Origin of the sequence: Listeria kieliensis, from assembly GCF_003369925.1 — a bacterium.
Taxonomy (GTDB): Bacteria; Bacillota; Bacilli; order Lactobacillales; family Listeriaceae; genus Listeria; species Listeria kieliensis_A.
Genome location: NZ_LARY01000003.1, coordinates 109,219 through 133,257 on the forward strand (window position 1 = coordinate 109,219; position 24,039 = coordinate 133,257).

The following is a 24,039-nucleotide window of genomic DNA, read 5'->3' on the forward strand; positions in this document are numbered from 1 at the left end:
CAAAGTTTTCGACAAAAAGACGCCTTTTCCCTTTGCAGGAAACGAACAGGCGCCCTTTCTAGTTATTTGATTTTTTCTTCTTTCGACCGAATCAAAATTGTCAAACTGAGAAGCGTCACAATGATCGTCGCTCCCATATCCGCCATGATTGCCATCCAAAGCGTCAGTAAGCCTGGCAGGGTCAAAAGAAGTGCCAAAATTTTCAGCCCTAATGCAAATGCAATGTTAAAGCCAATGATTTTACGAACTTTTTTGGCGATCCGGATGGTCATCGGGAGTTTCAGCAAGTGATCCTGCATCAAGACAACATCCGCCACTTCAATAGCACTATCGGTGCCTTTTCCCATGGCAATCCCGAGATCTGCTGTAGCAAGCGCAGGTGAATCATTGATGCCATCTCCGACCATCATCACTTTCCCAGTTTCGGATTGAATTTTCCGGATGCGATCCAGTTTTTCCTCGGGCAATAAGTCCGCATAATATGTGTCCATCCCAATTTCCGATGCCACTTGCTCGGCTGTCTTCGCATGGTCCCCGGTCAGCATGATGGTATTTGTTACACCAATTTGATGCAAATCCGAAATGAGTTCGCGGCTTTCTGGCCGAAGCGCATCGCGGATACCGAACATGCCGAGAATTTGCCATTCAGATGCTGCCACAACGACCGTGTAGCCAGCTTGCTTCAAGGTCCGCACATCCGAACGCGCCTTGTCACTCCAAGCCCCATCCGGAATCTGGCTTTCATTTCCCATAAAGTAGGCGTTGCCTTCTAAGCGTCCAGCAAGGCCTTTTCCGGCGATGGTTTCCATCGAGTCCATCTTGCCGATTTTCACACCGTCATTTTCCGCTTTTTGAATAATCGCTGAGGCAATCGGGTGAAGCGAATCGCTTTCCATCCGCGAGGCGATATCCATGAAGCGATCATCATACGCGATCAATTCCGCCACAACGGGTTTTCCGCTCGTAAGTGTTCCTGTTTTATCAAAGGCAATTTGCTTAATTTTCCCGAGTTGTTCGAGGAAAACACCGCCTTTGATCAACACGCCATTTTTGGCACTGCGAGTGATCCCAGACACGATCGCAACCGGCGAAGAAAGAATGAGTGCGCACGGGCAGCCGATAATTAGAACTGCAAGCCCTTCATAAAGCCATTTTGAAAAGTCTGCTCCGAAAAGAAGGGGTGGAACAAACGCGATGAGCACGGCAAAAAGCATAATCGCTGGTGTATAGTAACGCGCAAATTTATCGATGAAAAGCTCAGTTGGCGTTTTCGTTTCTTGTGCTTCTTCAACCAAATGAAGAATTTTGGCAAGAGAAGAATCTTCATATAAAGCCGAAATCTCAGCTTTAATCGTTCCTTCATTGTTAATGGAACCGCCAAATAACGCATCTCCAATTTGTTTTTCAACTGGCATGGATTCCCCGGTAATCGCTGCTTCGTTAAAGGAACTAGCGCCTTCAATGATTGTTGCATCTGAGGGCACTTTTTCGCCTGCACGAATTAAGACCACATCTCGCAATTGCAATTTCGAAATCGGGATTTGGCTCACTTCGCCGTTTACGATGACATTAGCTGTTTTAGGTGCTACTTTTAAAAGTTCCGACATGGATTTTCTCGCTTGGCGCATTCCGAAACCTTCTAAGTATTCGTTTAAGCCAAACAAAATCGCAACAACGGTTCCTTCTTTGTAATCTCCAATGGCAAAAGCCCCAATCAAAGCAACTGTCATCAGTGTATCAATCGTAAATTTCAACCGGAAAAGGTTTTTAAGGCCCTTAAAGAAAGTTTGATAGCCACTAAGTCCCGCAGCTGCTAAGTAGATGGCAAAAGAAGCAATCCAAGGAATTTTATTTCCAAGAACAAGAGCCACAATGAACAGTACGGTTGAAATGCCCAGTTGGATCAAAAGTTTCTTATCATTTCCATGCTCATGGCTATGATCATGCGCATCTTCTGAATGCTCCTCATTTGGTTTCACAATCGCTACATTTTCTGTTTTTAGAATTTTTTCAACCGTGGCAAGTGGGATTCCATCTGGAAGAATCAATTTGGATGTGTTATAAAAAATTTTCGCTTCACTGCCATGGTTTAAATTCTGAATTTCTCGCTCCAGTTTTTCAGAACAGTGGGCACATGAAAGTCCTGTCAATCTGTACTCTGTCATCGTAATCCTCTCCTAGCTTGGCTGCCTCGCTTACCTTACCTATGCTCAACATGATGAATCGCTTGCTTAAGGAGTTCAAGCACATGGTGATCATCTTGTGAATAATAAATCGTCGTTCCCTCTCGCCGTGATTTCACCAGTCGTAAGTTCTTTAAAAAACGCAACTGATGAGAAACCGTCGTTTGATTAAAAGAAAGGGTGCGCGCGATTTCATTCACGGAATACTCTCGTTCTTGCAAGAGATTCAAAATTTGGACACGTGTTGGATCTGAAAGCGCCTTAAAAATTTGTGTAACATCTAGCAACGTTTCTTCGTCAAGTTTTGAATGATTTTCCATAACCGTTCACACTCCATTATTATATGTTCATATAATCATATGATAGCGTGTCTATACGGCTTTTGGCAACTTTAGTGAATTAGGTTTTTATATTATTATATGTTAATATACACATATAATAATATAAAAAGTCAAAAAAAGCAAGTAAAACCCTATATTTTTATGACCTTCTTCCTTCGCATAATGTCAGCTTTCACCCATAAAACTGCACATCCCAATAAAAAAACCTTCCGGCAACAAGACCCTCAAATTTCGATATTTAGAAATAAGCCGCCGAAAGGTTATTGGATTAATTATTAAGTTCTTCAATCTCCCCACTATCCAGATAGACGATCCATTCTGAAATATTCGTGATATAGTCACCAATTCGTTCTAAATTTTGAGCAACCAGCAACAAATGTGAAATTTCCTCTACGTGATCGGGATTTTCCTGCATCTGTTCAATACATTTGCGCGACACGACTCGATGCAACTTATCAACTTCATTGTCACGTGCGGCAATTTCGCGCGCAGCCACTGCATCTCCCGCTAAATAAGCATTTAGCACATCATGCAACATGGACTTCACAATTTCTCCCATTTCAGGAATCTCAGAGATCGGCTTTAGCACTTTGCTGTCCCCTAAGCGAATCGTCGCTTTCGCAATGCTAACTGCATGGTCCCCCATTCGTTCCAAATCAGAGCTTGCTTTTAAAACTGTTACAATTTTTCGTAAATCCGTTCCGACCGGTTGCTGCAACGCAATCAGCTCAAAAGAACCTTGTTCAAGTGATAATTCCATATTATTAATGGCTTTATCTTCCGCTATCACTTGATCCGCAAGCTTGCTATCCCGCTCTGAAAGAGACTTCATGGCTTTAAAAATCGCTTCATTTACAAGCATCCCCATTTCTAATAAATGTTGATGCAAATCGTTTAATTGCTCCGTAAATAACTTTCTCACTACCATAGTGTTTTCACTCCTTATCCAAATCGACCAGAAATATAGTCTTCTGTTTTTTGTTTTGTAGGGTTCGTAAAAATGGTGTTGGTGTCCGCAAACTCAATAATCTCGCCATTTAAGAAAAACGCCGTTTCATCGGAAATCCGAGAGGCTTGTTGCATGTTGTGGGTTACGATGACGATCGTATAGTCTTTTTTCAATTCCAAAATCAAATCTTCCACCTTGGCTGTTGAAATGGGATCAAGCGCCGAGGTTGGTTCGTCCATCAAAATGACTTCGGGTTTTACGGCAAGAACTCGCGCAATGCAGAGGCGCTGCTGCTGCCCGCCCGACATTCCTGTTGCGGGTTTGTCGAGCCTGTCGCTGACTTCATCCCAAAGGGCAGCTTGGCGGAGACTCCGCTCCACAATCGCATCCAGTTCTTTTCGGTTTGTCACGCCATGCATCCGCGGTCCGTAAGCCACATTGTCATAAATCGAAAACGGGAAAGGATTCGGCTGCTGAAAGACCATCCCGACGCGCTTTCGAAGTCCCACAAGATCCACCTTTGCTTGATTAATTTCTTCATTTGAAATTTGGATGCTACCAGTCGTTTTCACGTTAGGAATCAAGTCATTCATCCGATTGAGCGTCCGCAAAAATGTGGATTTCCCACATCCAGAAGGGCCGATTAATGCGGTGACTTGGTTTTCTTTAATTGAAAGCGAAACTTTTTTGAGAGCTTGTTTGGCTCCATAAAATAAATCAACATCCGTTGTTTCAATCATAAATTTGGTTTTTTCGGTCGTCATTTCCATCTTAAAATCGCTCCTTTAACCAAAGTTTCCAGAAATATAATCTTCCGTCCGCTTTTCTGATGGGTTCGTGAAAAGTTCCGTTGTTTCTTTGAATTCTACAACTTCGCCGAGATAGAAAAAGGCTGTGAAGTCCGATACACGTGCGGCTTGTTGCATGTTATGCGTCACAATGACAATCGTATATTTCTCTTTTAGTTCGTTAATCAAATCTTCAATTTTGCTAGTCGAAATCGGATCGAGTGCCGATGCTGGTTCGTCGAGGAGCAAAACTTTAGGCTGCATCGCAATTGCCCTTGCAATACAAAGCCGTTGCTGTTGGCCGCCAGAAAGCGAAAGCGCGCTTTTATTCAAATCGTCTTTCACTTCATCCCAAAGTGCGGCCCCGCGCAAGCTTTTTTCCACGCGTTCCATCAATTCTTTTTTACTACGCATCCCGTGACGCTTCAGCCCAAATGCAATATTTTCATAGATGGACTTCGAAAATGGATTCGGTTTCTGAAAAACCATCCCGATTTCTTGTCGAATTCGGTAAAGATCAATTTCTTTCCGGTTAATATTGATATCGTCATAGAAAATTTTTCCTTCCATCCGGCAGCCATCAATTTCTTCATTCATACGGTTAAGCGCCCGCAAATAAGTGGATTTGCCGCATCCGGATGGACCGATTAGCGCGGTAACTTGATTTTCAGGGAAAGCTAAATTCACGCCTTTGATCGCATGATTGTCGCCATAGTATACGTGGAGGTCTTCTGTCGCCATCGCATGGCGGCTTGCCGCTAAGCTAGATCCATTCGCCAAAGCTTCAGTTCTTGTTTCTTGCTTATCCAGCATCTCTGCACTGGTTTGATTTTTCGTTAACAGCATCTTCAAAACTCCTTTGTTTAAGACGAAGACGTCATTTTTTTGAATACTAGTTTGCCAAGTAAGCGAGCCAAAATATTGAACAGAAGCACCGATAGAATCAAAACGGCCGAGGCTCCATCTGAAACCGCGCGTGCATCTGGCATAATTCCTTCACCGTTGATTTTCCAAATGTGCACGGCAAGCGTTTCTGCTGGGCGGAAAATGTTGAGCGGCGAGGTGACATCAGCCGGGTTCCAGTTTGTGAAGTCCAAAATCGGCGTGCTTTGTCCTGCTGTGAAAATAAGTGCTGCGGCTTCACCAAATACACGTCCTGCCGCAAGGATGATGCCGGTTATGATCGCCGGAAGAGCGGCTGGGACAAGAACCCGCGTGATCGTTTCCCATCTAGAAATCCCAAGCGCAAGACCTGCTTCACGTTGTGTATTTGGGATCGCTCGAAGCGCATCCTCAACGACACGAATCAAAAGCGGTAAGTTGAAAATCGTGAGGGTGAGCGCACCGGATAATACCGAGAAGCTCCAGCCCATTTGGATAACGAAAACGAGGAATCCGAAAAGTCCTACTACGATGGATGGCAATGAACTTAAAACTTCGATGGTCGTTCGGATTAAGTCGGTCAGCCAATTTTTCCGGGCATATTCAGCCATGTAAATCCCTGCGCCGAGGGCAAGTGGAATCGAAATGAGCATTGTTATGATCAACATGTAAAAGGAATTCCAGATTTCAGGTCCGATCCCACCACCCGCTTTAAATGCTTGCGGAGGATTTGTCAAGAAATCGAGGCTAAGTTTCGGCACGCCTTTCACAAGAATATAACCAAGTAAACTTGCGAGTATCAGGGTAATCAGGACGGCTATGAAGTAAAAAACGCCGGTTGCAATCTTGTCTTTGGTTTTTACATTCATTTTGCTTTCCTCCTACGGCCGATGAATCGGATAATAATGATGAAAAAGAGTGACATCGCGAGCAGAACCATCGCAAGCGACCAAAGAATATTGTTATCGAGCGTTCCCATGACGGTATTCCCCATACCCATCGTCAAAATACTGGTCAAAGTCGAAGCTGGTTCAAAAAGTGAAGTTGGAATCACAGCTGAGTTCCCGATCACCATCTGAACAGCCAGTGCTTCACCAAATGCGCGAGCCATCCCGAATACAACGGCTGTCAAAATGCCCGCACGTGAGGAACGAAGCACGACACGCCAAATCGTTTGCCATCTTGTTGCTCCAAGCGCAAGTGAAGCTTCCCGGTAATGACGAGGCACGGCTTTGATTGCATCTACGGAAAGTGATGTGACCGTGGGTAAAATCATGACGGTTAACACAACTGTGGCAGCAGCAATCCCGAAGCCACTTCCCGCAATGTGCTCTCGAATAAATGGCACAATAACACTTAAGCCAATAAATCCATAAACGACTGATGGAATCCCAACAAGCAGCTCAATAACTGGTTGCAATACTTTTTTCCCGAAACGCGGCGAAATTTCAACCATAAAAATTGCTGCTCCAATTGCAAGCGGAGCCGAGATACAAGCCGCTAGCAAAGTTACCGCAAATGAACCGATGATCATCGGAAGTGCGCCGACTAGGGCATTGCCAGCTGCATCTGTTTTCGTTGGATTCCAATCCTTCCCAGAGATGAAATCCCAAAATGATACTTTATTAATAAAAAAGGTGGATAATCCTTTTGAAATGACAAAATAAAGGATGGAAACTGCCGCGATGACCATCACAGCAATACAGATAAAGGTAATAATTTTCCCTCTTGATTCAAGACGTGCTTTTTTGGATACGCGTGTCAGTTTTTCTTCATTCATGATTTCCAAAACGTAAAACTCCTTCCGTTCCCTAACATGCGGGCAAGTCTATCCTAGTCATGAAGGATAGACTTCCCATTTTCACTATTTTTCGCATTTTGCTTTATAACTCGGTGATTTTCCCGTCTGCATCGCGTTCCACTTTCATTTCTTTAATTGACTGATAGCCAAGTTGTGGAACAATATCCTTTTGGACAGCGTCACTAACCATGTAATCAAGGAATGTTTTCGTAAGTCCTTTTGGTTTTCCGTTCGTATACATGTGCTCATAAGACCAAATTTTCCATTCGTTCGTTGCGACGTTTTTCTCATCTGGTTTTACGCCATCTACAGATAAACCAACTACAGATTTATTAATGTAAGAAAATGCTAGATAACTGATCGCTCCAGGAGTTTCGCTCACAATTTTACGAACCGTTCCAGAAGAGTCTTGCTCTTGTGCTTTAATTGGTGTTTCACCTTTTAGCGCCCACTGTTCGAACGTGGCACGCGTTCCACTTCCTTCAGCTCGGTTAATGACAGTTACTTTCTCATCTTTACCGCCGACATCTTTCCAGTTTGTTACTTTCCCTGTGAAAATGTCGATCAACTGTTGTTGCGTTAAATTATCAACGCCGACATCTTTGTTCGCGACTGGAGCCATGCCTACAACGGCCACTTTATGATCGACCAGTTTCGAAGCATCGACACCATCTTTTTCCTCCGCAAACACATCAGAATTTCCGATTTCAACTGCGCCTTGTTGAACTTGCGTTAACCCCGTTCCGGATCCACCACCTTGCACATTGATTTGCGCTTTAGGATTTTCCGACTGAAATTGTTTTCCAGCAGCTTCCACAAGAGGTTGTAACGCCGTTGAACCAACGGCTGTAAGTGAACCAGACGTTTCCTTAGAATCACCGCCTGAGCTATTTGAAGAACTTCCGCCCCCACAAGCCGCAAGAACAAGCATTAAAGCTGATAAAATTGTTGCTATACCCAAAACCTTTTTTTTCATTTTTATTACCCACCTTATTTGATAAATTGGTTATCCTTACAATACCTACTATAACCAGAAAGCGTTAAGCCGTTATTTAGCTAATGTTAAGATCGTGTAAATCTTTAAATTTCGTAAAAAAGATGACAAGAAAATGAATTTTTGGGCTAGAAAAACACGCCTAGGCGAAAATTTCACCTAGGCGTGTTAAGGTTGGCTTGCTATAATTTAGGATTGTTACAAAACTTCGTTTTTCAAGTATATCTTTGGATGAAAGACAAATTACTTCTTCGGCCATTTAATTTCAAATGTTGTTCCTTGGTCTTCTTTACTCGTGACAAAAATTTCACCAGCCATACTTTCAACTAGATGTTTCACAATCGAGAGACCTAGACCCGTTCCGCCAGAATGGCGGCTTCTTGCCTTATCTACTCGGTAAAATCGTTCAAAAATCCGTTCCAAGTCTTTTTCTGGAATCCCAATCCCATTATCGCTCACTTTCAGCACGACATAATCTCCCGCGTCGTCCAAACTCAAGCGAACTTTTCCTTCTGCTTGTGTATATTGAATCGCATTCGACAACAAATTAACGAGGATTTGCTGGATCCGGTCGCGCTCTGCTGCAATTTCAAGTGGTGGTTCGTGTTTTTCCGGCAGTTCCAGTTCGATCGACTTTGTAGCTGCAAATTCGCTCACCATCTCTACCGATTGGCGAATCACATCATCTAAGTTCACTTGTTCTATTTGAATAGGAAGGGTTTTTTGTTCGATTTTCGAAAGCGCCAAGATATCCAAAATTAATCGGTTTAATCGTTCGCTTTCGTCTTTAATAATCGTTAAAAATTGTCGTAGCAGCTCTTCGTTGTGCATCGCTCCGTCAAGCAAGGTTTCAGCAAAGCCTTTGACAGCCGTTACGGGCGTTTTTAGTTCATGCGAGACATTCGCAACAAATTCAGAGCGAACGTTTTCCAAATGACGGATTTGCGTGATGTCATGCAGTAAAAGGACAACGCCAGAGACTTCCCCGTCCTCCATCAAAATCGGTGTTACACTGGCATCTAAAATCATTTCTCTTGGGAAATAAATCGATACTTCTTCTTGTGCACGCTGCTTTTCTTGGAAGCCTTTTTCAATTAATTGACTCACGCTAAAGCTTTTAATCACTTCATAAAAAGTTCTTCCAGTAATTTCCTGCTCACCTAAAATTTGATACATCGCTTTATTGGTCATGATGATTTCTTTATCATAGTTGATCAACATGACTCCACTCACAAGATTTTCTACAATCGCAGATAGGCGCTGAGAATTTTCGCGGATTTCATACATTTGTTGTTCCAAACTTTCCGCTAGTTTATTGACAGAAACTGAAATTTCTTGGAGTTCCCCGCTAGATTTCCCGTAAATTCGGCTGCTGTAATTGCGCGAAGCTAAGTCATTTGAAACTTCGATGATTTCTTTTACAGGACGTGTAATTCGCCTTGCGATAATGATACTAATCGCTGCAATAATAAGTAGTATCGGGAGCAAAATTAAGAGCAGGTTACCCCAAAGTGTGTCCACTGCTTTTTCAATAGATTCAAGCGAAACGGAAATCCGTACGGCTCCATCTACTTTTCCGTCATGCAAAATAGGTACCGCTACATAAAGCATGCTGTAGCCTACCGTGGCGCTTTTTCTTGTTGCTATCCCGACAGACTTCTTGCCTTCGAGTATTGCTTGAAATTCCGGTCGACTCGCGTGATTTCCAAGCTTTTCTGGGTTTTCTTTCGAGTCCATCACTACTTGACCTGTTTGATCAATGATGGTAATCCGCGCATCCACTTCTTTACCAAGCGGTGCCACGGCCTCTTCCAGTTCTGCCTCACGTCTATCTAAGTCTTGGTTACTCAGATTCAGTGTATGCACTAAAATTTGCGCTTCATCTTTTAACTGGTCTTCCTTCATTTTCATGTAGGTTGATTTCATGAGTTCTCCAGAAAAAACTCCCACAACCACAATCGTAATAAAAAATAAAACGAAAAATGAAACGCCAATTTTCAACCATAATTTATTCATCCGCTTATTCCTTTGCACTTTCCATTTTATATCCAAACCCGCGAACCGTTTTGATATATTGTGGTTGCTTCGTATCCGTCTCAATTTTATCGCGCAAATGACTTACATGAACATCGACAATTCGCGTCTCGCCAATATAATCATAGTTCCAAACCGTATCAAGCAGCTGGTCACGTGAGAACACTTTTCCGCGATGCTTCGCCAAATAAAGCAGCAACTCAAATTCTTTCGGCGTAAGTTCAAGCGCTTTGCCACGTAAAAAAGCTTGATAACTTTCTGGAAGAATTTCCAGTTCGCCGATGACGAGCTTATTTTCTTCTCCGCTTCCAGATGCCTCTTTATCAAATTGGTCTCCCTTCGCGGCGCGTCTTAAAATCGCCTTGATTCGAGCAAGGACTTCGCGCGGGCTAAATGGCTTCGTCAAATAGTCATCTGCCCCCAGTTCAAGGCCAATAATTTTATCCAATTCCTCATCCTTTGCCGTAAGCATCAAAATCGGCACATCCACTTTACTTTGTCGTAATTTTTTCGTCACCTCGATGCCATCCATTTTAGGCAGCATCAAATCGAGTACAATCAAATCTGGCTGCTCCGAGACCGCTCGTTCATAACCCTCTGCACCATCAAAAGCAGTGATCACTTCATAGCCAGCTTTTTTTATGTTATATTCCAGAAGCGTAACAATGGACGTTTCATCATCTACAACTAAAATTTTTGTCACAATGCTTTCCCTCTCTTCCAGCTTTCCTCTATTTGTTAACCTAAATATAGCATGGATTTAACGTTGTCGGATAGCAATCCACAATTTTTTTACAAAAACTTAAACAAAAAACAAGTCTGCTCCTTGAAGCAGACTTGTAAAAATTATCTTGGTTCAACGAGCAGCAAGCCCAGTTCAAATGAGTCATTCTCATAAAGAGCGGTCTGTTCAAAACGCGGCTCTCCATTCAACCCCACCACTTTCAACTTACAAAAAGCTCGGTTTTTATTTAGTGCTTCATACAGCTCTGTTCGGTTTTTCACGGGTATACTATTTACCTCCGTGATTTTTTCACCTGCAACAAGGTGCATCCGTGATGACGGCGTATCCTTACGAGCTCCGAGAATTACAATCCCATCCGGTTCTGGTTTGTAGCGAAGCGGAGCATTTTTGTCTGTCCGATAGAAGCGCCATGAAATCCAAAATCTCGAAATAATCGCAAGCACGAAGGCAACAAGCGTCATCACTGGCGAAGCAATGCTGATCAATCCAATCGCCGCAACGATAACCGCAAGTGTAGTAACTTGCATGGCAATTTTTCGGCTAAGATCTTCCGGCAGTTCTGAACGTGTTTGCTGTTGAAAGCCGATGACAAGCGGTAATAGCACTAGTGTGTAGGATTCAGAGCCAATGTTAAAAATCGGCCAAAAATCAAATATATGTGTAATTTCTGTTCCTGGAACAAAAGCAATGAGCGGGATAAACCAAAGCTTTCTAAGCTGGAACCCGCCAATAAGCTTACCGCGTCCGCTTTTTCTAAGCGAAGGTGACGGTGACTTTGCACTGGTATGCTGAATTAACCAGGCTTCAACAAATAATAAAATCGCAAGCAAGAAAGTCATCGCAATCATGAAATTATCAATATAAAGCGCGTCATAAGACAGCAAAGTGTCTTGGAAAGGTCCAAACTTAATATCATAATAATAACAGAAGTAAAAAACTAAACTCGAAATCCCAATGGTGATCGCTGTTGAACTAAGTCGGAACATCGCTACAATCAGAACCAAAATCGTAACGATATTAAAAATAACGATCCAAACTTGCATGATCCCGAATCCAATGAAAAAGGAAACAACAGAAAGAACAATCGCAATTCCGATTCCAAGCGAAAAAAAGTTTTTCAGTTCAAGAAATGGCGAGTAAATTCGGACGCTAAACGAACGCCGCTCCCATTTCACACGATTATAGCCTGCCAGCACTGTTAAGAGAATCGACAAGTAAAAAACCGGCTGAAGTAGCAAACTCAGTATTCCTTTTAAAATAATTTCTATGACATTCATTTCTACAAAAGCCCCCTAAAACCGATTCTTTCTTATAATATGGGTGCAAGCAACCGGCTTACTGCTTCTTTAAATTTAATCCAAAGTGAGCGTTCGCTATAAAGTTCCGGCGTCAGCTGATAAGACTTCAAAATATCTTCTAAGAAAATATCTTCAAGTTTCGCTGCGAGAGCTTTTTCATAAATAAACGCATTCACTTCAAAATTCAAACGAAAACTCCGAAAATCCATATTTGCTGTCCCAACAGATGCAATTTCTCCATCAATGACAAGCATTTTAGCATGAATAAAACCATTATCATAAATGAAAAATTTAGCGCCTGTTTCCATGAGTTCCCCAGCATAACTAGTTGTCGCTCGGTAAACAAACGGATGATCCGGTTTATTTGGAATCATAATCCGGACATCAATCCCTGAAAGCGAAGCTATTTTAAGTGCCTCAAACAAGCTTGCATCTGGAATAAAATAAGGCGTCTGCAAATAAATCGACCGCTTCGCCGAATTAATCATCTTAATATAGCCATTCTTAATTTGCTGCCACTCTGAATCCGGCCCGCTCGACACAATTTGCATCGACGTTTGCCCTTTCCCATGAAAAGTCGGGAAATAGCGCGCCTTATAATCAATCTTATGATTAGGCGCCGCCGAATTCCAATCCATGATATAACGCGTTTGCATCGCGTACACTGCTTTCCCATGAATCCGCAAATGGGTATCGCGCCAGTATCCAAATTTTTTCGAAAGCCCAAGGTACTCATCACCAATGTTGAACCCACCGATATAGCCCACTTTGCCATCAATAATTGCTAACTTGCGGTGGTTCCGGTAGTTCAGCCTAAAATTGATCAAGGGGAGTTTAGACGGGAAAAACGGCCTCACGATTCCTCCACTTTTCTCCAGTTCTCGAAAAAAAGATTTTTTGGTCGTTCTTGATCCCATTGCATCGTAGATAACTTTGACGTTAACGCCTTCTTTGGCTTTTTTTTCAAGCAAATGAATCATTTTTTTACCCAACTCATCGGAGTGGAAAATATAGTAAATAATATGTATATGATCTGTCGCTGCCTCAATATCTTTCATTAGCGCTTCGAATTTTTCGTGTCCATCAACATAAACTTGCACTTCATTATCTTGAGTTAAAATGGCTCCATCGTTAACTAGTAAAAGGTAAACTAGGTCACGGTAGTGCTGCACATTCGGATCACTAAAAGGAAATTCATTTTGTCGAATTAACTCAATTTGGTTCGCCGTTGACTCCTTAATCCCAATTTTTTCTTGTCCTTTCCAATCAAAAATCTTTTTCTTAGAAAGCTTTCTCCCAAAAATCAAATAAATAATGAATCCTAAAATAGGAACAAAAGTTAAGACAAGAAGCCAAGCCCACGTAGCAGATGTGTCTCTTCGTTCTAAAAAGACTGTAACTCCCGCAAAAAACACATTTAGCACTAACAAGATGACTAAAATAGCTGTCAAAATCCCCACTTAGCACTCTCCTTTTTCACTTACTCTAGAACATCATATCATAAAAATAAGGTTTCGCCTATTTTCCCTAAAAAAACATCTCCCTTTTCCACCACGAGAAAAGAGAGATGCCCTCAAAAATTTTATAAATATGGAGCTGGATTTATAGGAACACCATTTTTATGAATCTCAAAGTGCAGATGTTGCCCCGTTGATTGCCCCGTTGATCCCATAATTCCAATAGCTTGTCCTTGCATCACATTTTGACCCGCAACAACATTTAAGCTTCCAGCACGCATATGCCCGTATAATGTTTGGTAACCATTACCGTGGTCAATTTCAACAACATAACCGTAACCACCATAGCCACTTCCTGGCGCACCATAACCCGCAAAGACTACACGACCAGATGCTGCTGCAACAACTTGAACTGTACCACCCGCTGCAATATCTTGACCTTTATGAGATTCATGCTGTCCAGTTACAGGATTCGTCCGATCGCTAAACCCAGAAGTTAAGATACCTTGAGCCGGTTTGATGAACATACCACTAGCCGAACTTGATGAACCGCCTCCTGTCGATGGTGCTTGTGCTACTGGCGAACTTGTGACTGGTGCAGATTTGCTTGAGCTTGGTGCAGCCGATCTTGCTGATGCTGCAGACTGTGCTGCGCTTTGTCTACGTTGCTCTTCCATTGCTCGTTTTGCCGCTTCTTCTTTTTTACGTTGTTCCTCCGCATATGCAGCAGAGATGTTAGAAAGAAGTGATTGTTCTTGGCTTGAGAGTTTACTTTTTTGCGCCTCAAGAAGCGCCGTTTCCTGCGCTGTTTTATTTTTCTTCGCTGCAAGCATACTGATCAAATCATTTTGCTCAGCTTTTTGGCTTTCTAAGTTGTTTTTCGTCAGCATAATTTGATCTTTCATCTTGTTTAATTCAGCTAATTTTTTCTCAGAAGTGTCTTGCTTATCTTTCAACAATTTTTGATCGCTTTTTTGCTTCTCCATAATTTCTTGATCTGATTTCACGATAACTTGTACCAAATTTGCGCGATCAATAAAATCACTGAAATCTTCCGCCTGCATCAAAATCGTTAAATAGCTCTTTCCACTGCCGCTCGTTTGAATTGCTCGTGCGCGTTTTTCAAGAACTTTTTGGCGTTGCTTAATCTCTTCTTTAAGCGTTGCAATTTCTTGTTTTAATTTTTGAACTTGTTTTTGCTCAGTATTCACTTTCTCAACTTGTTCTTTCAATTTCGCATTCGTTTCATCAATTTCCTTAGAAACACGTTCTAATGTTGCTTTGACAGAAGCTGTGTCTGATTCAATTTTATTTAATTCAGATCGTTTTGTTTCAATTCCTTTTTCAACTGATGATCTTTCCTCAGTAACACCTTGTTTTTGCCGTTCCAATTCAGAAATATTTGACGCGAATACATTCATCGGCTGTAAAATTAATACTGCAGCAGCAACTGTTGCAGCAAAGCCTATCGTTTTATTTTTTTTCATTCTTCTTTCTTTACCTCACTTCATTTTTACTACTTTTATTAGTCTTTACTTCTTTTTTTGATAAAAAAAGTACCTTTATCTCAATTCGACAAAGGTACTTCTTTGATTTTCAAATGTTTGTTTTCTATTCCTTAGAAGTTCGCTACACGACCGTAGCCTACAAGATAACGAGCCCAATAACCGCTCGAGATATTATCATACTTAACGCCGTTATTTTGTGCATTGATCATTTGACCACCGCCAACATAAATCCCAACGTGTGCAATTCCACTACCATAGTTAAAGAATACTAAATCACCTGGTTTTGCTTGACTTGCACTTACTTTAGTTGCAGAAGCATACTGTCCGCCAGAAGTTCTTGGAAGGCTAATTCCAGCAGCTCTGAATGCATAAGAAGTAAATCCTGAGCAGTCAAATGCGCTTGGACCAGAAGCCCCTAGAGAATAAGGTTTACCAAGTTGCGCACGAGCCGCTGCGATCATTGCAGAGTAGCCACTACCACTTGGAGCTGGTGCATTGCTACTAGCTGATGATCCACTGTTTGAAGAAGAGCTTGTGTTGCTGTTTCCTGCAGAAGATTTACTGCTAGAAGACGAAACATTGCTTGCAGATGCTGTACGATTTGAGCTTGAAGAAGATGAGCTGCTGCTTGTTGATGCAACAGATTCTCCAGCTGTTGGCGCTGCTGCTGCCGCTAATTCACGAGCACGTTCAGCCGCTGCTGCTGCTTGTTTATCACGCTCACTTACAAGATTAGATTTTGCTTTTTCAGCTCCTGCTTGTTCAAGAGCAAGTTTAGCAACAACCGCTTCTTTTTCAGCTTTTTGAGCTTCGATTTTATTTTGTTGTGCTTCGAAGTCTGCAATTGCTTGACGTTGTTTGTCTTGTGTTTTCTTCACTGCAGCTTGTTTTGATTTAAGTGCAGCTTCATCACTTTGTTGATCATCTAAGATCGATTTATCAGAGTTAACAAGTTCGTTAACAGCTGAAACACGACTTACTAAGTCAGAGAAATTGTCAGCTCCTAGAATAACATCAAGGTAAGCATTTGAATTCGAAGTTTTTTGCATTGCGCGTGCGCGTTCTTTCAAAACTTCTTCACGTTCTTTAATACGTTCATTGATTTCTTGGATTTCTTTGTTTAACTGTTTAAGTTCTTTTCCTGTTTTGTCAAAGTCCGCTTGCAAATCTTTTGCTTTCTTTTGAGCGGAATCCATATCAGAAACTAATTTCGATAGTTCCGATTGTAAATCGCCTTTCTTAGCTTTCAAATCACTAATTTTTTTATCCTGCGATTGGATATCCTTATTTACGTCCGCGAAAACATCTGTCGTAAAAGCTGGTGTTAAACTCATAACTGCTGCAAGTGAGACTGCAATAAACGCATTTTTTTTCAAAGAATTTACCTCCTAAAAAGCTCCCTAGCTTTCCTTTTATTTTTTAGATTATTTTTGACTGATTCGGGTATATACTTCTGTACACCTTTTTAGACTTTCAAGAACCTTCTAATTGAAATAGCACTTCCCCAAATACCAATTAAAACGCCTATCAAGATAATGAGTGCACTTAATTCATAAGCAAATGGTGTTGGTGGTAAGAGCGAAAGTGACGTAGTCGCCAATTTCGGATTTACCAAATTGTAAGTATTAATGTAACCTACAAAAGTTAAGATAACCGGAATGATCGAACCAATTAATCCGAGCCAAGCGCCTTCTAGAATGAAAGGCCAGCGGATGAACCAGTTTGTCGCTCCGACCAGTTTCATAATTTCGATTTCCCTGCGACGTGAGAAGATAGCAATCTTAATCGTATTTGAGATGAGGAACATCGCTGTAAGCAGTAATCCAATACTTAAAATCACACCAGCATATCTTGCCCATTTCAACGTATTAAACAAATTGTCTACCGTTTTCTCGCCGTATTCAGCGTCATCTACATGTTTTAGTTTTTCAATTTTCGTTGCCACTTTTTTCGTTTGCTCTGGCTCTTTAGCCTGAACAACAAAAACATCATGGAGCGGGTTGTCTTGTTTAAACAGTTCGAAGTTTTTTCCGTAAGCCCCAACAAGTTTTTTAAGTTGTTGGTCTTTCGAGGAGAACGTTACATCTGCAACGCCACTCACTTTTTCGATCTCCGCTTTCAGTTCGTCTTCTTGTTTTTGATTGGCCCCAAGTGAAATATGTACATTAATTTGTACGTCATTTTCAACATCAGAAGCAAGTTTATTCATGTTGATCAAAATAGAGAAGAACACACTCACAAGAATCAATGTAACTGTTACGGCACTTGCTGCCGCAAAAGTCATCCACCCATTTCGATAAAGACTTTTCAAACTCTCTTTGACATGCCGTCCAACTGTTCTAAATTTCATATCCATATTCTCCTTGCTCTTCATCACGGGCAATTCTACCATTTTCGATAGCAATGACTCGATGTTTTAGCGTGTTCACAATTTCTTTATTGTGTGTCGCCATAACAATCGTTGTCCCGTTTTTGTTGATTTCCTCAAGGATATTCATGATTTCCCATGAAGTATCTGGATCGAGATTTCCGGTTGGTTCATCAGCAATCAGAACTTTAGGCGTATTCGCAATTGATCTAGCAATTGAAATCCGCTGTTGTTCTCCTCCTGAGAGTTCGTCGGGCATCATTCTGACCTTGTGCTTTAAGTTGACCAAGTCAAGCACTTCCATGACACGATCTTTAATTTCAGCTGGATCTTTTTCCACGACTTCCATCGCATAAGCAATGTTTTCATAGACAGTTTTACTTTGAAGTAACTTGAAATCTTGGAAAACAACGCCAACATCTCGTCTCAAGTAAGGAACTTCCTTGTTTTTCATGTTGATAAGATCAAACCGATCAACTTGAATGTTTCCCTTGGTCGCTCTTTCCTCTCGGTAGATCATTTTAATAAAAGTGGATTTACCAGCTCCACTTGGACCAACAACATAGACGAATTCCCCTTGGTCGATTTTAACATTCAGACCATTGGCAGCAGTGATGCCATTCGGGTACTTCTTATAAACGTCTTCCATAACTATCATTTAATCACCTTACTCGCCTTTCTTAATAGCTTCGGTTTAAAGGTAATGCAATGATAACCTTCGATATAAAACTGTTACTTCCGTGACAAGTAATCTATCACAACAGAAACAATTATAACATTCTAGTTTTTCAACTTTAGGTTAATTGCATTACAGTTATATTTCAGCTCATGACAATCTGTGTTTTGTTGTAATACACAGTTGCAAAATGGATGTTCACTTTTTAATTTCATGCTAAATTTAACTTTAATATTTTTCTTTTAGGAAATGCTGTTTACTAAACTTCAAATTTCCCGATGAACCTATTGTATCGTTTTTCAGCACAAAATAACATTACAGTGATATTAAAAATCATTACAGTTTCCAAGCAGAGGCATAGACCGATTCAACCTTCACTTCCTACATATTTACTTAGTTACACAGGTTTTTTGTCATCAAACTGTTATATAAAAAAGACAGCCGTTCTTCCTTAGAACGACTGTCTTTTTTAACGGTTGAAACCTTCTCCCATTACTTCGCTTGCACTCATAACAATAACAAACGCATCTGGATCCATTTCTTTAATCACTTCTTTCAATTTTTGAAAGCCGCGTTGTTGGATAACACATAAAAGAATTTGCTTTTCATCATCCGTATAGCCACCTTTTGCTTCAAGACGTGTAATACCTCGCCCAATTTGAAACAAAATCGCTTCACGTATTGCCTCTTCATGCTCTGAAATAATCAGAACTGTTTTCGATTGATCTAAGCCGACTTGCACCAAATCGATTGTCTTACTTGTCGCAAATAAACCGATTAAAGCAAATAAACCCGATTCGATATCAAACGCTATCATCGCGAGCACGACAACTGTCCCATCAATTAAGGCCACGCAAACACCAAGCGATAAGTGCGTGTATTTATGCAAAATCTGCGCTATCACATCTGTTCCACCAGTTGACGCTTTTCCTCGGAACACAATTCCAAGTCCAATCCCAACTAAAACGCCACCAAACAATGCACCAATCAGCGATTCTCTTGTCCAAGGATCGAAGCCTTGAGAAAGATAAACAAACAGTGGAACAGCCATTGTTCCAACGAATGTTTTTAGACCAAACTGATAACCGAGAAAAATGACACCAGCAATAAATAGAGGAATATTTAACGCCCACTGAATAAACGCCGGCGTCCAACCAGTCAAATAGTGAAGGATAGTACTAATACCACTAACGCCGCCAGACGCAATGTGGTTAGGCAAAAGCAGCACATTGAAAGCAAGCGCAATAACAGCAGCCCCTAAAATGACAAATGAATAATCGCGCAATTGACGTGCAACGGGCGAATGAAAGTTTTTCCCCATAGTTTCCCTCCGAATCAGTTGATACGTGAACGCAAGTAAGCATTGACAAACTCGTCTAAATCGCCATCCATAACTGCTTGAATATTCCCCGTCTCAACATTTGTGCGGTGATCTTTCACCATAGAATAAGGATGGAAAACATAAGAACGAATTTGGCTCCCCCAGCCGATTTCTTTTTGCTCTCCCCGAATTTCAGCAAGTTCCGCTTCTTTTTCTTCCTGCTCTTTTTGATAAAGCTTTGCCTTAAGCATCTTCATCGCTTGTTCTCGGTTTTTCAGTTGCGAACGTTCTGATTGGCAAGTAACAACGATCCCCGTTGGAATATGCGTCATTCGCACAGCTGAATCCGTCGTATTAATATGCTGTCCACCAGCGCCCGTTGCCCGGTACGTATCAATTTTCAGATCTTCCGGCCGAATTTCAATCTCGATATCGTTATCCATCTCAGGCATAACGTCCACCGAAACAAAAGAAGTGTGGCGTCTTCCAGAAGAATCAAATGGCGAAATTCGTACCAATCGATGTACCCCTTTTTCCGCCTTAAAGTAGCCATAAGCATTGTGTCCCTTAATGAGAAGCGTCACACTTTTTATCCCCGCCTCGTCACCTGCTTGATAATCGAGTGTTTCCACTTTAAATCCTTTTTTCTCAGCAAAACGTTGATACATCCGCAAAAGCATTGAACCCCAATCTTGTGACTCCGTTCCGCCGGCTCCAGGATGCAGTTCCACAATCGCATTGTTCGCATCATACGGATCGCTTAACATTAATTTCAATTCAAAGTCATCCAGCTCTTTCACAAAACTATCTAATTCCTCTTCAAGTTCCGCCTGTAAATCCGCATCATTTTCCTCGCGAAGCAGTTCCAAACTCACTTCGAGATTCTCTTGTTCTTCTTCCAGTTTGTGAAAAGCATTAAATGTATCTTTTAGTCCATTCGACTCATTAATCACTTTTTGCGCCGCTTGCTGATCGTTCCAAAAGTTCGGATCAAGCATTTGATCTTCCAGTTCAGCAATACGAGCTTCCATGCTTTCTAAGTCAAAGAGACCCCCTAAAATCTTTTATTTGGCTGGCCGTTTTTTCCAGCACATTACGAATTTCTGCTAATTCCATTGTTTTTCCACCTTTTTCGATTTATTCAAAAGCTATCCCTAGTATAACGAAATTTTCTAGAGAAATCTATTGCTTTTTCCACAAGAAAAGGCGCCAAAAGTGGCGCCCCGAGATTTAAGCTTCTTTTCCGTGACAATTTTTGTATTTCTTACCGCTGCCACAAGGACAAAGATCATTTCTACCGATATGATTATCTTTCACGACCGGTCTTTTTTTCGCCTCAGGTTTTCCTTCAGCAGGATCAACTGCCTCACCCTTTGCAACTTGTTCACGTTCAAGGTTTTGTCTAATTTCAGCCTTCATGATATATTTCGCAACTTCTTCATCAATGGAAGAAACCATCGCTTCGAACATTTCAAAGCCTTCCGATTGATACTCACGAAGCGGATCAATTTGACCATAAGCACGCAAGTGAATGCCATCACGCAAGTGATCCATCGCATCAATGTGGTCAACCCATTTAGTATCTACAACACGAAGCAAGACTACTTTTTGGAACTCGTTGAAGTCTTCTTCTGGAAGAAGACTTTCTTTTTCATCGTAAACTTCCGTAATTTTTTCATACACGAAGTCTTCGATACCTTCAGAATCCAAGCCTTGTAAATCTTCGACTGTCACCGCTCCTTCAGGAAGCAAGTTTGCATCAAGATAGTCAACAATTGCTTGTAGGTTCCAGCTTTCCTCTGCTTCATGAGAAGAAGCATTAGCAGAAACGATAAAGTTGAGTGTCCGTTTAATCATCGGCTCAATAATTTCACGCAAACCGTTTTCAGCCGTAATGACATCATAACGTTGTTTATAAATGACTTCACGTTGTTGGCGAAGAACATCATCATATTGCAAGACTTGTTTCCGCGAATCAAAGTTATTTCCTTCAACACGTTTTTGTGCAGACTCTACAGCCCGACTAACCATCTTACTTTGGATCGCTTCCTCGCTCATACCGAAGCGTTCCATCATGCTCTTCATATTGTCCGAACCAAAGCGGCGCATCAGTTCATCTTCCATCGAAAGATAGAATTGCGTCACACCAGGGTCCCCTTGACGACCAGAACGTCCACGCAACTGATTATCAATCCGGCGTGACTCGTGACGTTCCGTACCAATAACAGCAAGCCCACCTGCATCAAGCGCTTCACTGTCTAGTTTAATATCCGTACCACGACCAGCCATGTTGGTTGCAATCGTAACGGCACCATGTTTCCCTGCATTTTCGATAATATTAGCTTCACGCTCATGTTGTTTCGCATTCAAAACATCATGTGGAATTCCTTTGCGTTTCAATTTACTTGAAATCAGTTCCGAAGTTTCAATCGCGACCGTACCAACAAGGACAGGTTGCCCTTTCGCATGTCGTTCTGCAATATCATCAGCAACAGCACTGAATTTTGCATCAATCGTTGTATAAATCAAATCCGGACGATCATCCCGAACAATCGGACGGTTCGTTGGAATTTCAATAACACGCATATTATAAATATCTCGGAATTCTTCTTCTTCCGTTTTCGCCGTACCAGTCATTCCAGCTAGTTTTTTATACATCCGGAAATAGTTTTGGAATGTAATAGTGGCCATAGTTTTTGATTCATTTTGAATCGTCACATTTTCTTTTGCTTCAAGCGCTTGGTGAAGCCCTTCACTAAAACGGCGGCCTTTCATAATCCGACCAGTAAACTGATCAACGATTAATACTTCGTCATCTTGAACAACATAGTCAACGTCACGAGCCATCGTATAATTCGCTTTTAAAGCTTGTGCAATGTGGTGAAGTAATACTGTGTTTTCCAAATCGTAAAGATTTTCTACATCGAAATATTTTTCCCCACGTGCCATACCTTCCTCAGTTAAGTTAACCGATTTTGTCTTGATATCCACTGTATAATCTTTTTCTTCCGTAAGTGTCGTAACAAATGTGTTGGCACGTACATACAAAAGATTGGATTTTTCCGCTTCGCCAGAAATAATTAGCGGCGTCCGTGCTTCATCGACCAAGATGGAGTCAACCTCATCGATAATAGCAAACGAAAGTGGACGCTGAACCATTTGCTCTTTGTAAACAACCATGTTGTCTCGCAAATAGTCAAAGCCTAGTTCATTATTTGTGCTATAAGTAATATCGCACGCATACTGTTCACGTTTTTCTTCGCTAGAAAGCTCATTTAAGTTAAGCCCTACTTTAAGCCCAAGAAACTCGTAAAGTACCCCCATCTCTTCAGCGTCCCGTTGTGCCAAGTATTCATTGACTGTTACAACGTGCACGCCTTCACCAGAAAGGGCATTTAAATAAACAGGAAGAGTAGCCGTAAGCGTTTTACCTTCCCCAGTTTTCATTTCCGCGATATTCCCTTCATGAAGAACAACGCCCCCCATTAATTGCACACGGAAAGGATAGAGTCCTAAAGCACGTTTAGCACCCTCTCTTGCAACAGCAAATGCTTCGACTAAAATGTCATCAAGCGTTTCGCCATTTTGAACACGCTCTTTGAATTCAGCTGTCTTTTCACGCAAACCATCATCCGATAGTTGTGCAGTTTCATCTGCAAGAGCTTCAATTTGATCTGCTTTTTTTTCAAGATATTTAATATCCTTTTTACCGGATTCAAACATCTTTTTTAATAATCCTGCCATACTAATTCTCCTCTACTAAATTTAACTAAAACTTGCTATTCTATATGAATTCCGGATATTATCAATCAAATAAGATACACTACTTAATTTTATCACTTATTCCGAAAAAATGATAATAGGAAGTTTATTTCTCGATAAGTCACCCACCATTATACCATTTAATTCGCTATATAAATATGTATTTTGTGTGAATTCTCGTATTTTATGTGAAATCTTATAAAAAAAAACGCCTTGCTCGATGTGGCAAGGCGCTTTGTCCATTCACTTAATTTGTTTCAATCAAACCATATTTCCCATCTTTACGACGATAAACAATGTTTGTTTCATCCGATTCCGCGTCTGTATAGACATAGAAATCATGACCAAGCATGTTCATTTGTAGAACTGCTTCTTCACTGTCCATCGGTTTAAGATCGAACTGTTTTGTCCGTACAATTTCAAGATCGTTATCTGACTCTTCCGCTGGCTCCACATTCGCGTCAGCCGAAGCAAAAAAATCCTGCACGGCGCCTTTATCACGGAATTTCCGGTTTACTTTTGTTTTATGTTTCCGAATTTGTCGTTCTAATTTATCTGCAATCAAATCAATACTTGCATATAGATCTCCGCTTGTTTCTTCAGCACGAAGCACCAAATTCGGAAGAGGAATTGTAACTTCAACTTTCGCATTTTTATCCGAATACACTTTAAGATTAACATGCACATTAGCATCTGGCGTTTCAGTAAAGTATCTTTCTAATTTATCAATCTTTTTCTCGACATAACTTCGAATTGCATCGGTTACTTCAATGTTTTCACCACGAATGTTGTACTTAAGCATTGTAATTCCTCCTTTGGGATAGAACAAAATCTTTTAATAAGGAGTTTCTCTCCTTATCTCTAGTCTAAGGGAATATGCCCTTTTTTGCAAACATTTACATAGCATTTTGGGCAGTTTTCCTCACGATTTT

The 24,039-nt window shown here is 41.2% G+C and carries 20 protein-coding genes; all 20 read right to left on the reverse strand.

Annotated features, from left to right (window positions below):
• Positions 1-62: 62 nt before the first annotated feature.
• A complete protein-coding gene (locus UR08_RS11945; RefSeq protein WP_115753901.1) occupies positions 63-2,165 on the reverse strand; it encodes a heavy metal translocating P-type ATPase in 2,103 nt (700 codons plus the stop codon).
• 35 nt (positions 2,166-2,200) lie between these two features.
• Positions 2,201-2,503 carry an ArsR/SmtB family transcription factor gene (locus tag UR08_RS11950; protein WP_115753902.1) on the reverse strand — a complete coding sequence of 101 codons (303 nt, stop codon included), beginning with the start codon at positions 2,501-2,503 and terminating at the stop codon, positions 2,201-2,203.
• A 289-nt stretch (positions 2,504-2,792) separates the two neighbouring features.
• Positions 2,793-3,452, reverse strand: coding sequence for a phosphate signaling complex protein PhoU (gene phoU, locus UR08_RS11955; protein ID WP_115753903.1), 660 nt, complete (start codon positions 3,450-3,452; stop codon positions 2,793-2,795).
• Positions 3,453-3,466: 14 nt separating this feature from the next.
• Positions 3,467-4,237 (reverse strand): phosphate ABC transporter ATP-binding protein PstB, encoded by a 771-nt coding sequence (gene pstB, locus UR08_RS11960; RefSeq protein WP_115753991.1) that lies wholly within the window; start codon positions 4,235-4,237, stop codon positions 3,467-3,469.
• Between the two features lie 21 nt (positions 4,238-4,258).
• Complete coding sequence (pstB, locus tag UR08_RS11965) at positions 4,259-5,002, reverse strand: phosphate ABC transporter ATP-binding protein PstB (protein ID WP_240616097.1); 744 nt, start codon at positions 5,000-5,002, stop codon at positions 4,259-4,261.
• Between the two features lie 122 nt (positions 5,003-5,124).
• Entirely contained in the window at positions 5,125-6,012 is an 888-nt protein-coding gene (gene pstA, locus UR08_RS11970; protein ID WP_115753904.1) for a phosphate ABC transporter permease PstA, read from the reverse strand.
• A complete protein-coding gene (gene pstC, locus UR08_RS11975) occupies positions 6,009-6,923 on the reverse strand; it encodes a phosphate ABC transporter permease subunit PstC (protein WP_420812343.1) in 915 nt (304 codons plus the stop codon). Before pstC ends, pstA begins: the two co-directional genes overlap by 4 nt.
• A 103-nt stretch (positions 6,924-7,026) precedes the next feature.
• Positions 7,027-7,920, reverse strand: coding sequence for a phosphate ABC transporter substrate-binding protein PstS family protein (locus UR08_RS11980; RefSeq protein WP_115753906.1), 894 nt, complete (start codon positions 7,918-7,920; stop codon positions 7,027-7,029).
• 261 nt (positions 7,921-8,181) lie between these two features.
• A complete protein-coding gene (gene pnpS / locus UR08_RS11985; protein WP_115753907.1) occupies positions 8,182-9,954 on the reverse strand; it encodes a two-component system histidine kinase PnpS in 1,773 nt (590 codons plus the stop codon).
• A 4-nt stretch (positions 9,955-9,958) separates the two neighbouring features.
• Positions 9,959-10,675, reverse strand: a complete 717-nt coding sequence (locus tag UR08_RS11990; RefSeq protein WP_115753908.1) for a response regulator transcription factor — start codon at positions 10,673-10,675, stop codon at positions 9,959-9,961.
• Positions 10,676-10,818: 143 nt separating this feature from the next.
• Entirely contained in the window at positions 10,819-11,994 is a 1,176-nt protein-coding gene (locus UR08_RS11995) for a PDZ domain-containing protein (RefSeq protein ID WP_115753909.1), read from the reverse strand.
• 32 nt (positions 11,995-12,026) lie between these two features.
• Positions 12,027-13,475 (reverse strand): cardiolipin synthase, encoded by a 1,449-nt coding sequence (cls, locus tag UR08_RS12000; protein WP_115753910.1) that lies wholly within the window; start codon positions 13,473-13,475, stop codon positions 12,027-12,029.
• 122 nt (positions 13,476-13,597) lie between these two features.
• On the reverse strand, positions 13,598-14,959 hold the full coding sequence (locus UR08_RS12005) for a murein hydrolase activator EnvC family protein (protein WP_115753911.1): 1,362 nt from the start codon (positions 14,957-14,959) through the stop codon (positions 13,598-13,600).
• Between the two features lie 131 nt (positions 14,960-15,090).
• Complete coding sequence (locus UR08_RS12010; protein WP_115753912.1) at positions 15,091-16,356, reverse strand: NlpC/P60 family protein; 1,266 nt, start codon at positions 16,354-16,356, stop codon at positions 15,091-15,093.
• A gap of 89 nt (positions 16,357-16,445) precedes the next feature.
• Entirely contained in the window at positions 16,446-17,330 is an 885-nt protein-coding gene (gene ftsX / locus UR08_RS12015; RefSeq protein WP_115753913.1) for a permease-like cell division protein FtsX, read from the reverse strand.
• The gene (gene ftsE / locus UR08_RS12020; protein WP_115753914.1) at positions 17,320-18,006 is read right to left on the reverse strand and encodes a cell division ATP-binding protein FtsE; all 687 of its coding nucleotides are present in this window, start codon (positions 18,004-18,006) and stop codon (positions 17,320-17,322) included. Before ftsE ends, ftsX begins: the two co-directional genes overlap by 11 nt.
• A gap of 487 nt (positions 18,007-18,493) precedes the next feature.
• The gene (locus UR08_RS12025; RefSeq protein ID WP_115753915.1) at positions 18,494-19,345 is read right to left on the reverse strand and encodes a YitT family protein; all 852 of its coding nucleotides are present in this window, start codon (positions 19,343-19,345) and stop codon (positions 18,494-18,496) included.
• A 14-nt stretch (positions 19,346-19,359) separates the two neighbouring features.
• A protein-coding gene (prfB, locus tag UR08_RS12030) for a peptide chain release factor 2 (protein ID WP_115753916.1) occupies positions 19,360-20,461 on the reverse strand; the annotation gives its coding sequence in 2 pieces (ribosomal slippage) (positions 19,360-20,388 and positions 20,390-20,461; 1,101 coding nt in all).
• 114 nt (positions 20,462-20,575) lie between these two features.
• Positions 20,576-23,089 (reverse strand): preprotein translocase subunit SecA, encoded by a 2,514-nt coding sequence (gene secA / locus UR08_RS12035; protein ID WP_115753917.1) that lies wholly within the window; start codon positions 23,087-23,089, stop codon positions 20,576-20,578.
• A gap of 265 nt (positions 23,090-23,354) precedes the next feature.
• Entirely contained in the window at positions 23,355-23,909 is a 555-nt protein-coding gene (gene hpf / locus UR08_RS12040; RefSeq protein ID WP_115753918.1) for a ribosome hibernation-promoting factor, HPF/YfiA family, read from the reverse strand.
• Between the last annotated feature and the right edge of the window lie 130 nt (positions 23,910-24,039).

Bases quoted from the DNA above. Each gene is read 5' to 3' on its own strand.
- UR08_RS11945 (WP_115753901.1), bottom strand. From the start codon at position 2,165: ATGACAGAGTACAGATTGACAGGACTTTCATGTGCCCACTGTTCTGAA.
- UR08_RS11950 (WP_115753902.1), bottom strand. From the start codon at position 2,503: ATGGAAAATCATTCAAAACTTGACGAAGAAACGTTGCTAGATGTTACA.
- phoU (WP_115753903.1), bottom strand. From the start codon at position 3,452: ATGGTAGTGAGAAAGTTATTTACGGAGCAATTAAACGATTTGCATCAA.
- pstB (WP_115753991.1), bottom strand. From the start codon at position 4,237: ATGACGACCGAAAAAACCAAATTTATGATTGAAACAACGGATGTTGAT.
- pstB (WP_240616097.1), bottom strand. From the start codon at position 5,002: ATGGCGACAGAAGACCTCCACGTATACTATGGCGACAATCATGCGATC.
- pstA (WP_115753904.1), bottom strand. From the start codon at position 6,012: ATGAATGTAAAAACCAAAGACAAGATTGCAACCGGCGTTTTTTACTTC.
- pstC (WP_420812343.1), bottom strand. From the start codon at position 6,923: ATGAATGAAGAAAAACTGACACGCGTATCCAAAAAAGCACGTCTTGAA.
- UR08_RS11980 (WP_115753906.1), bottom strand. From the start codon at position 7,920: ATGAAAAAAAAGGTTTTGGGTATAGCAACAATTTTATCAGCTTTAATG.
- pnpS (WP_115753907.1), bottom strand. From the start codon at position 9,954: ATGAATAAATTATGGTTGAAAATTGGCGTTTCATTTTTCGTTTTATTT.
- UR08_RS11995 (WP_115753909.1), bottom strand. From the start codon at position 11,994: ATGAATGTCATAGAAATTATTTTAAAAGGAATACTGAGTTTGCTACTT.
- UR08_RS12005 (WP_115753911.1), bottom strand. From the start codon at position 14,959: ATGAAAAAAAATAAAACGATAGGCTTTGCTGCAACAGTTGCTGCTGCA.
- ftsX (WP_115753913.1), bottom strand. From the start codon at position 17,330: ATGAAATTTAGAACAGTTGGACGGCATGTCAAAGAGAGTTTGAAAAGT.
- ftsE (WP_115753914.1), bottom strand. From the start codon at position 18,006: ATGATAGTTATGGAAGACGTTTATAAGAAGTACCCGAATGGCATCACT.
- UR08_RS12025 (WP_115753915.1), bottom strand. From the start codon at position 19,345: ATGGGGAAAAACTTTCATTCGCCCGTTGCACGTCAATTGCGCGATTAT.
- secA (WP_115753917.1), bottom strand. From the start codon at position 23,089: ATGGCAGGATTATTAAAAAAGATGTTTGAATCCGGTAAAAAGGATATT.
- hpf (WP_115753918.1), bottom strand. From the start codon at position 23,909: ATGCTTAAGTACAACATTCGTGGTGAAAACATTGAAGTAACCGATGCA.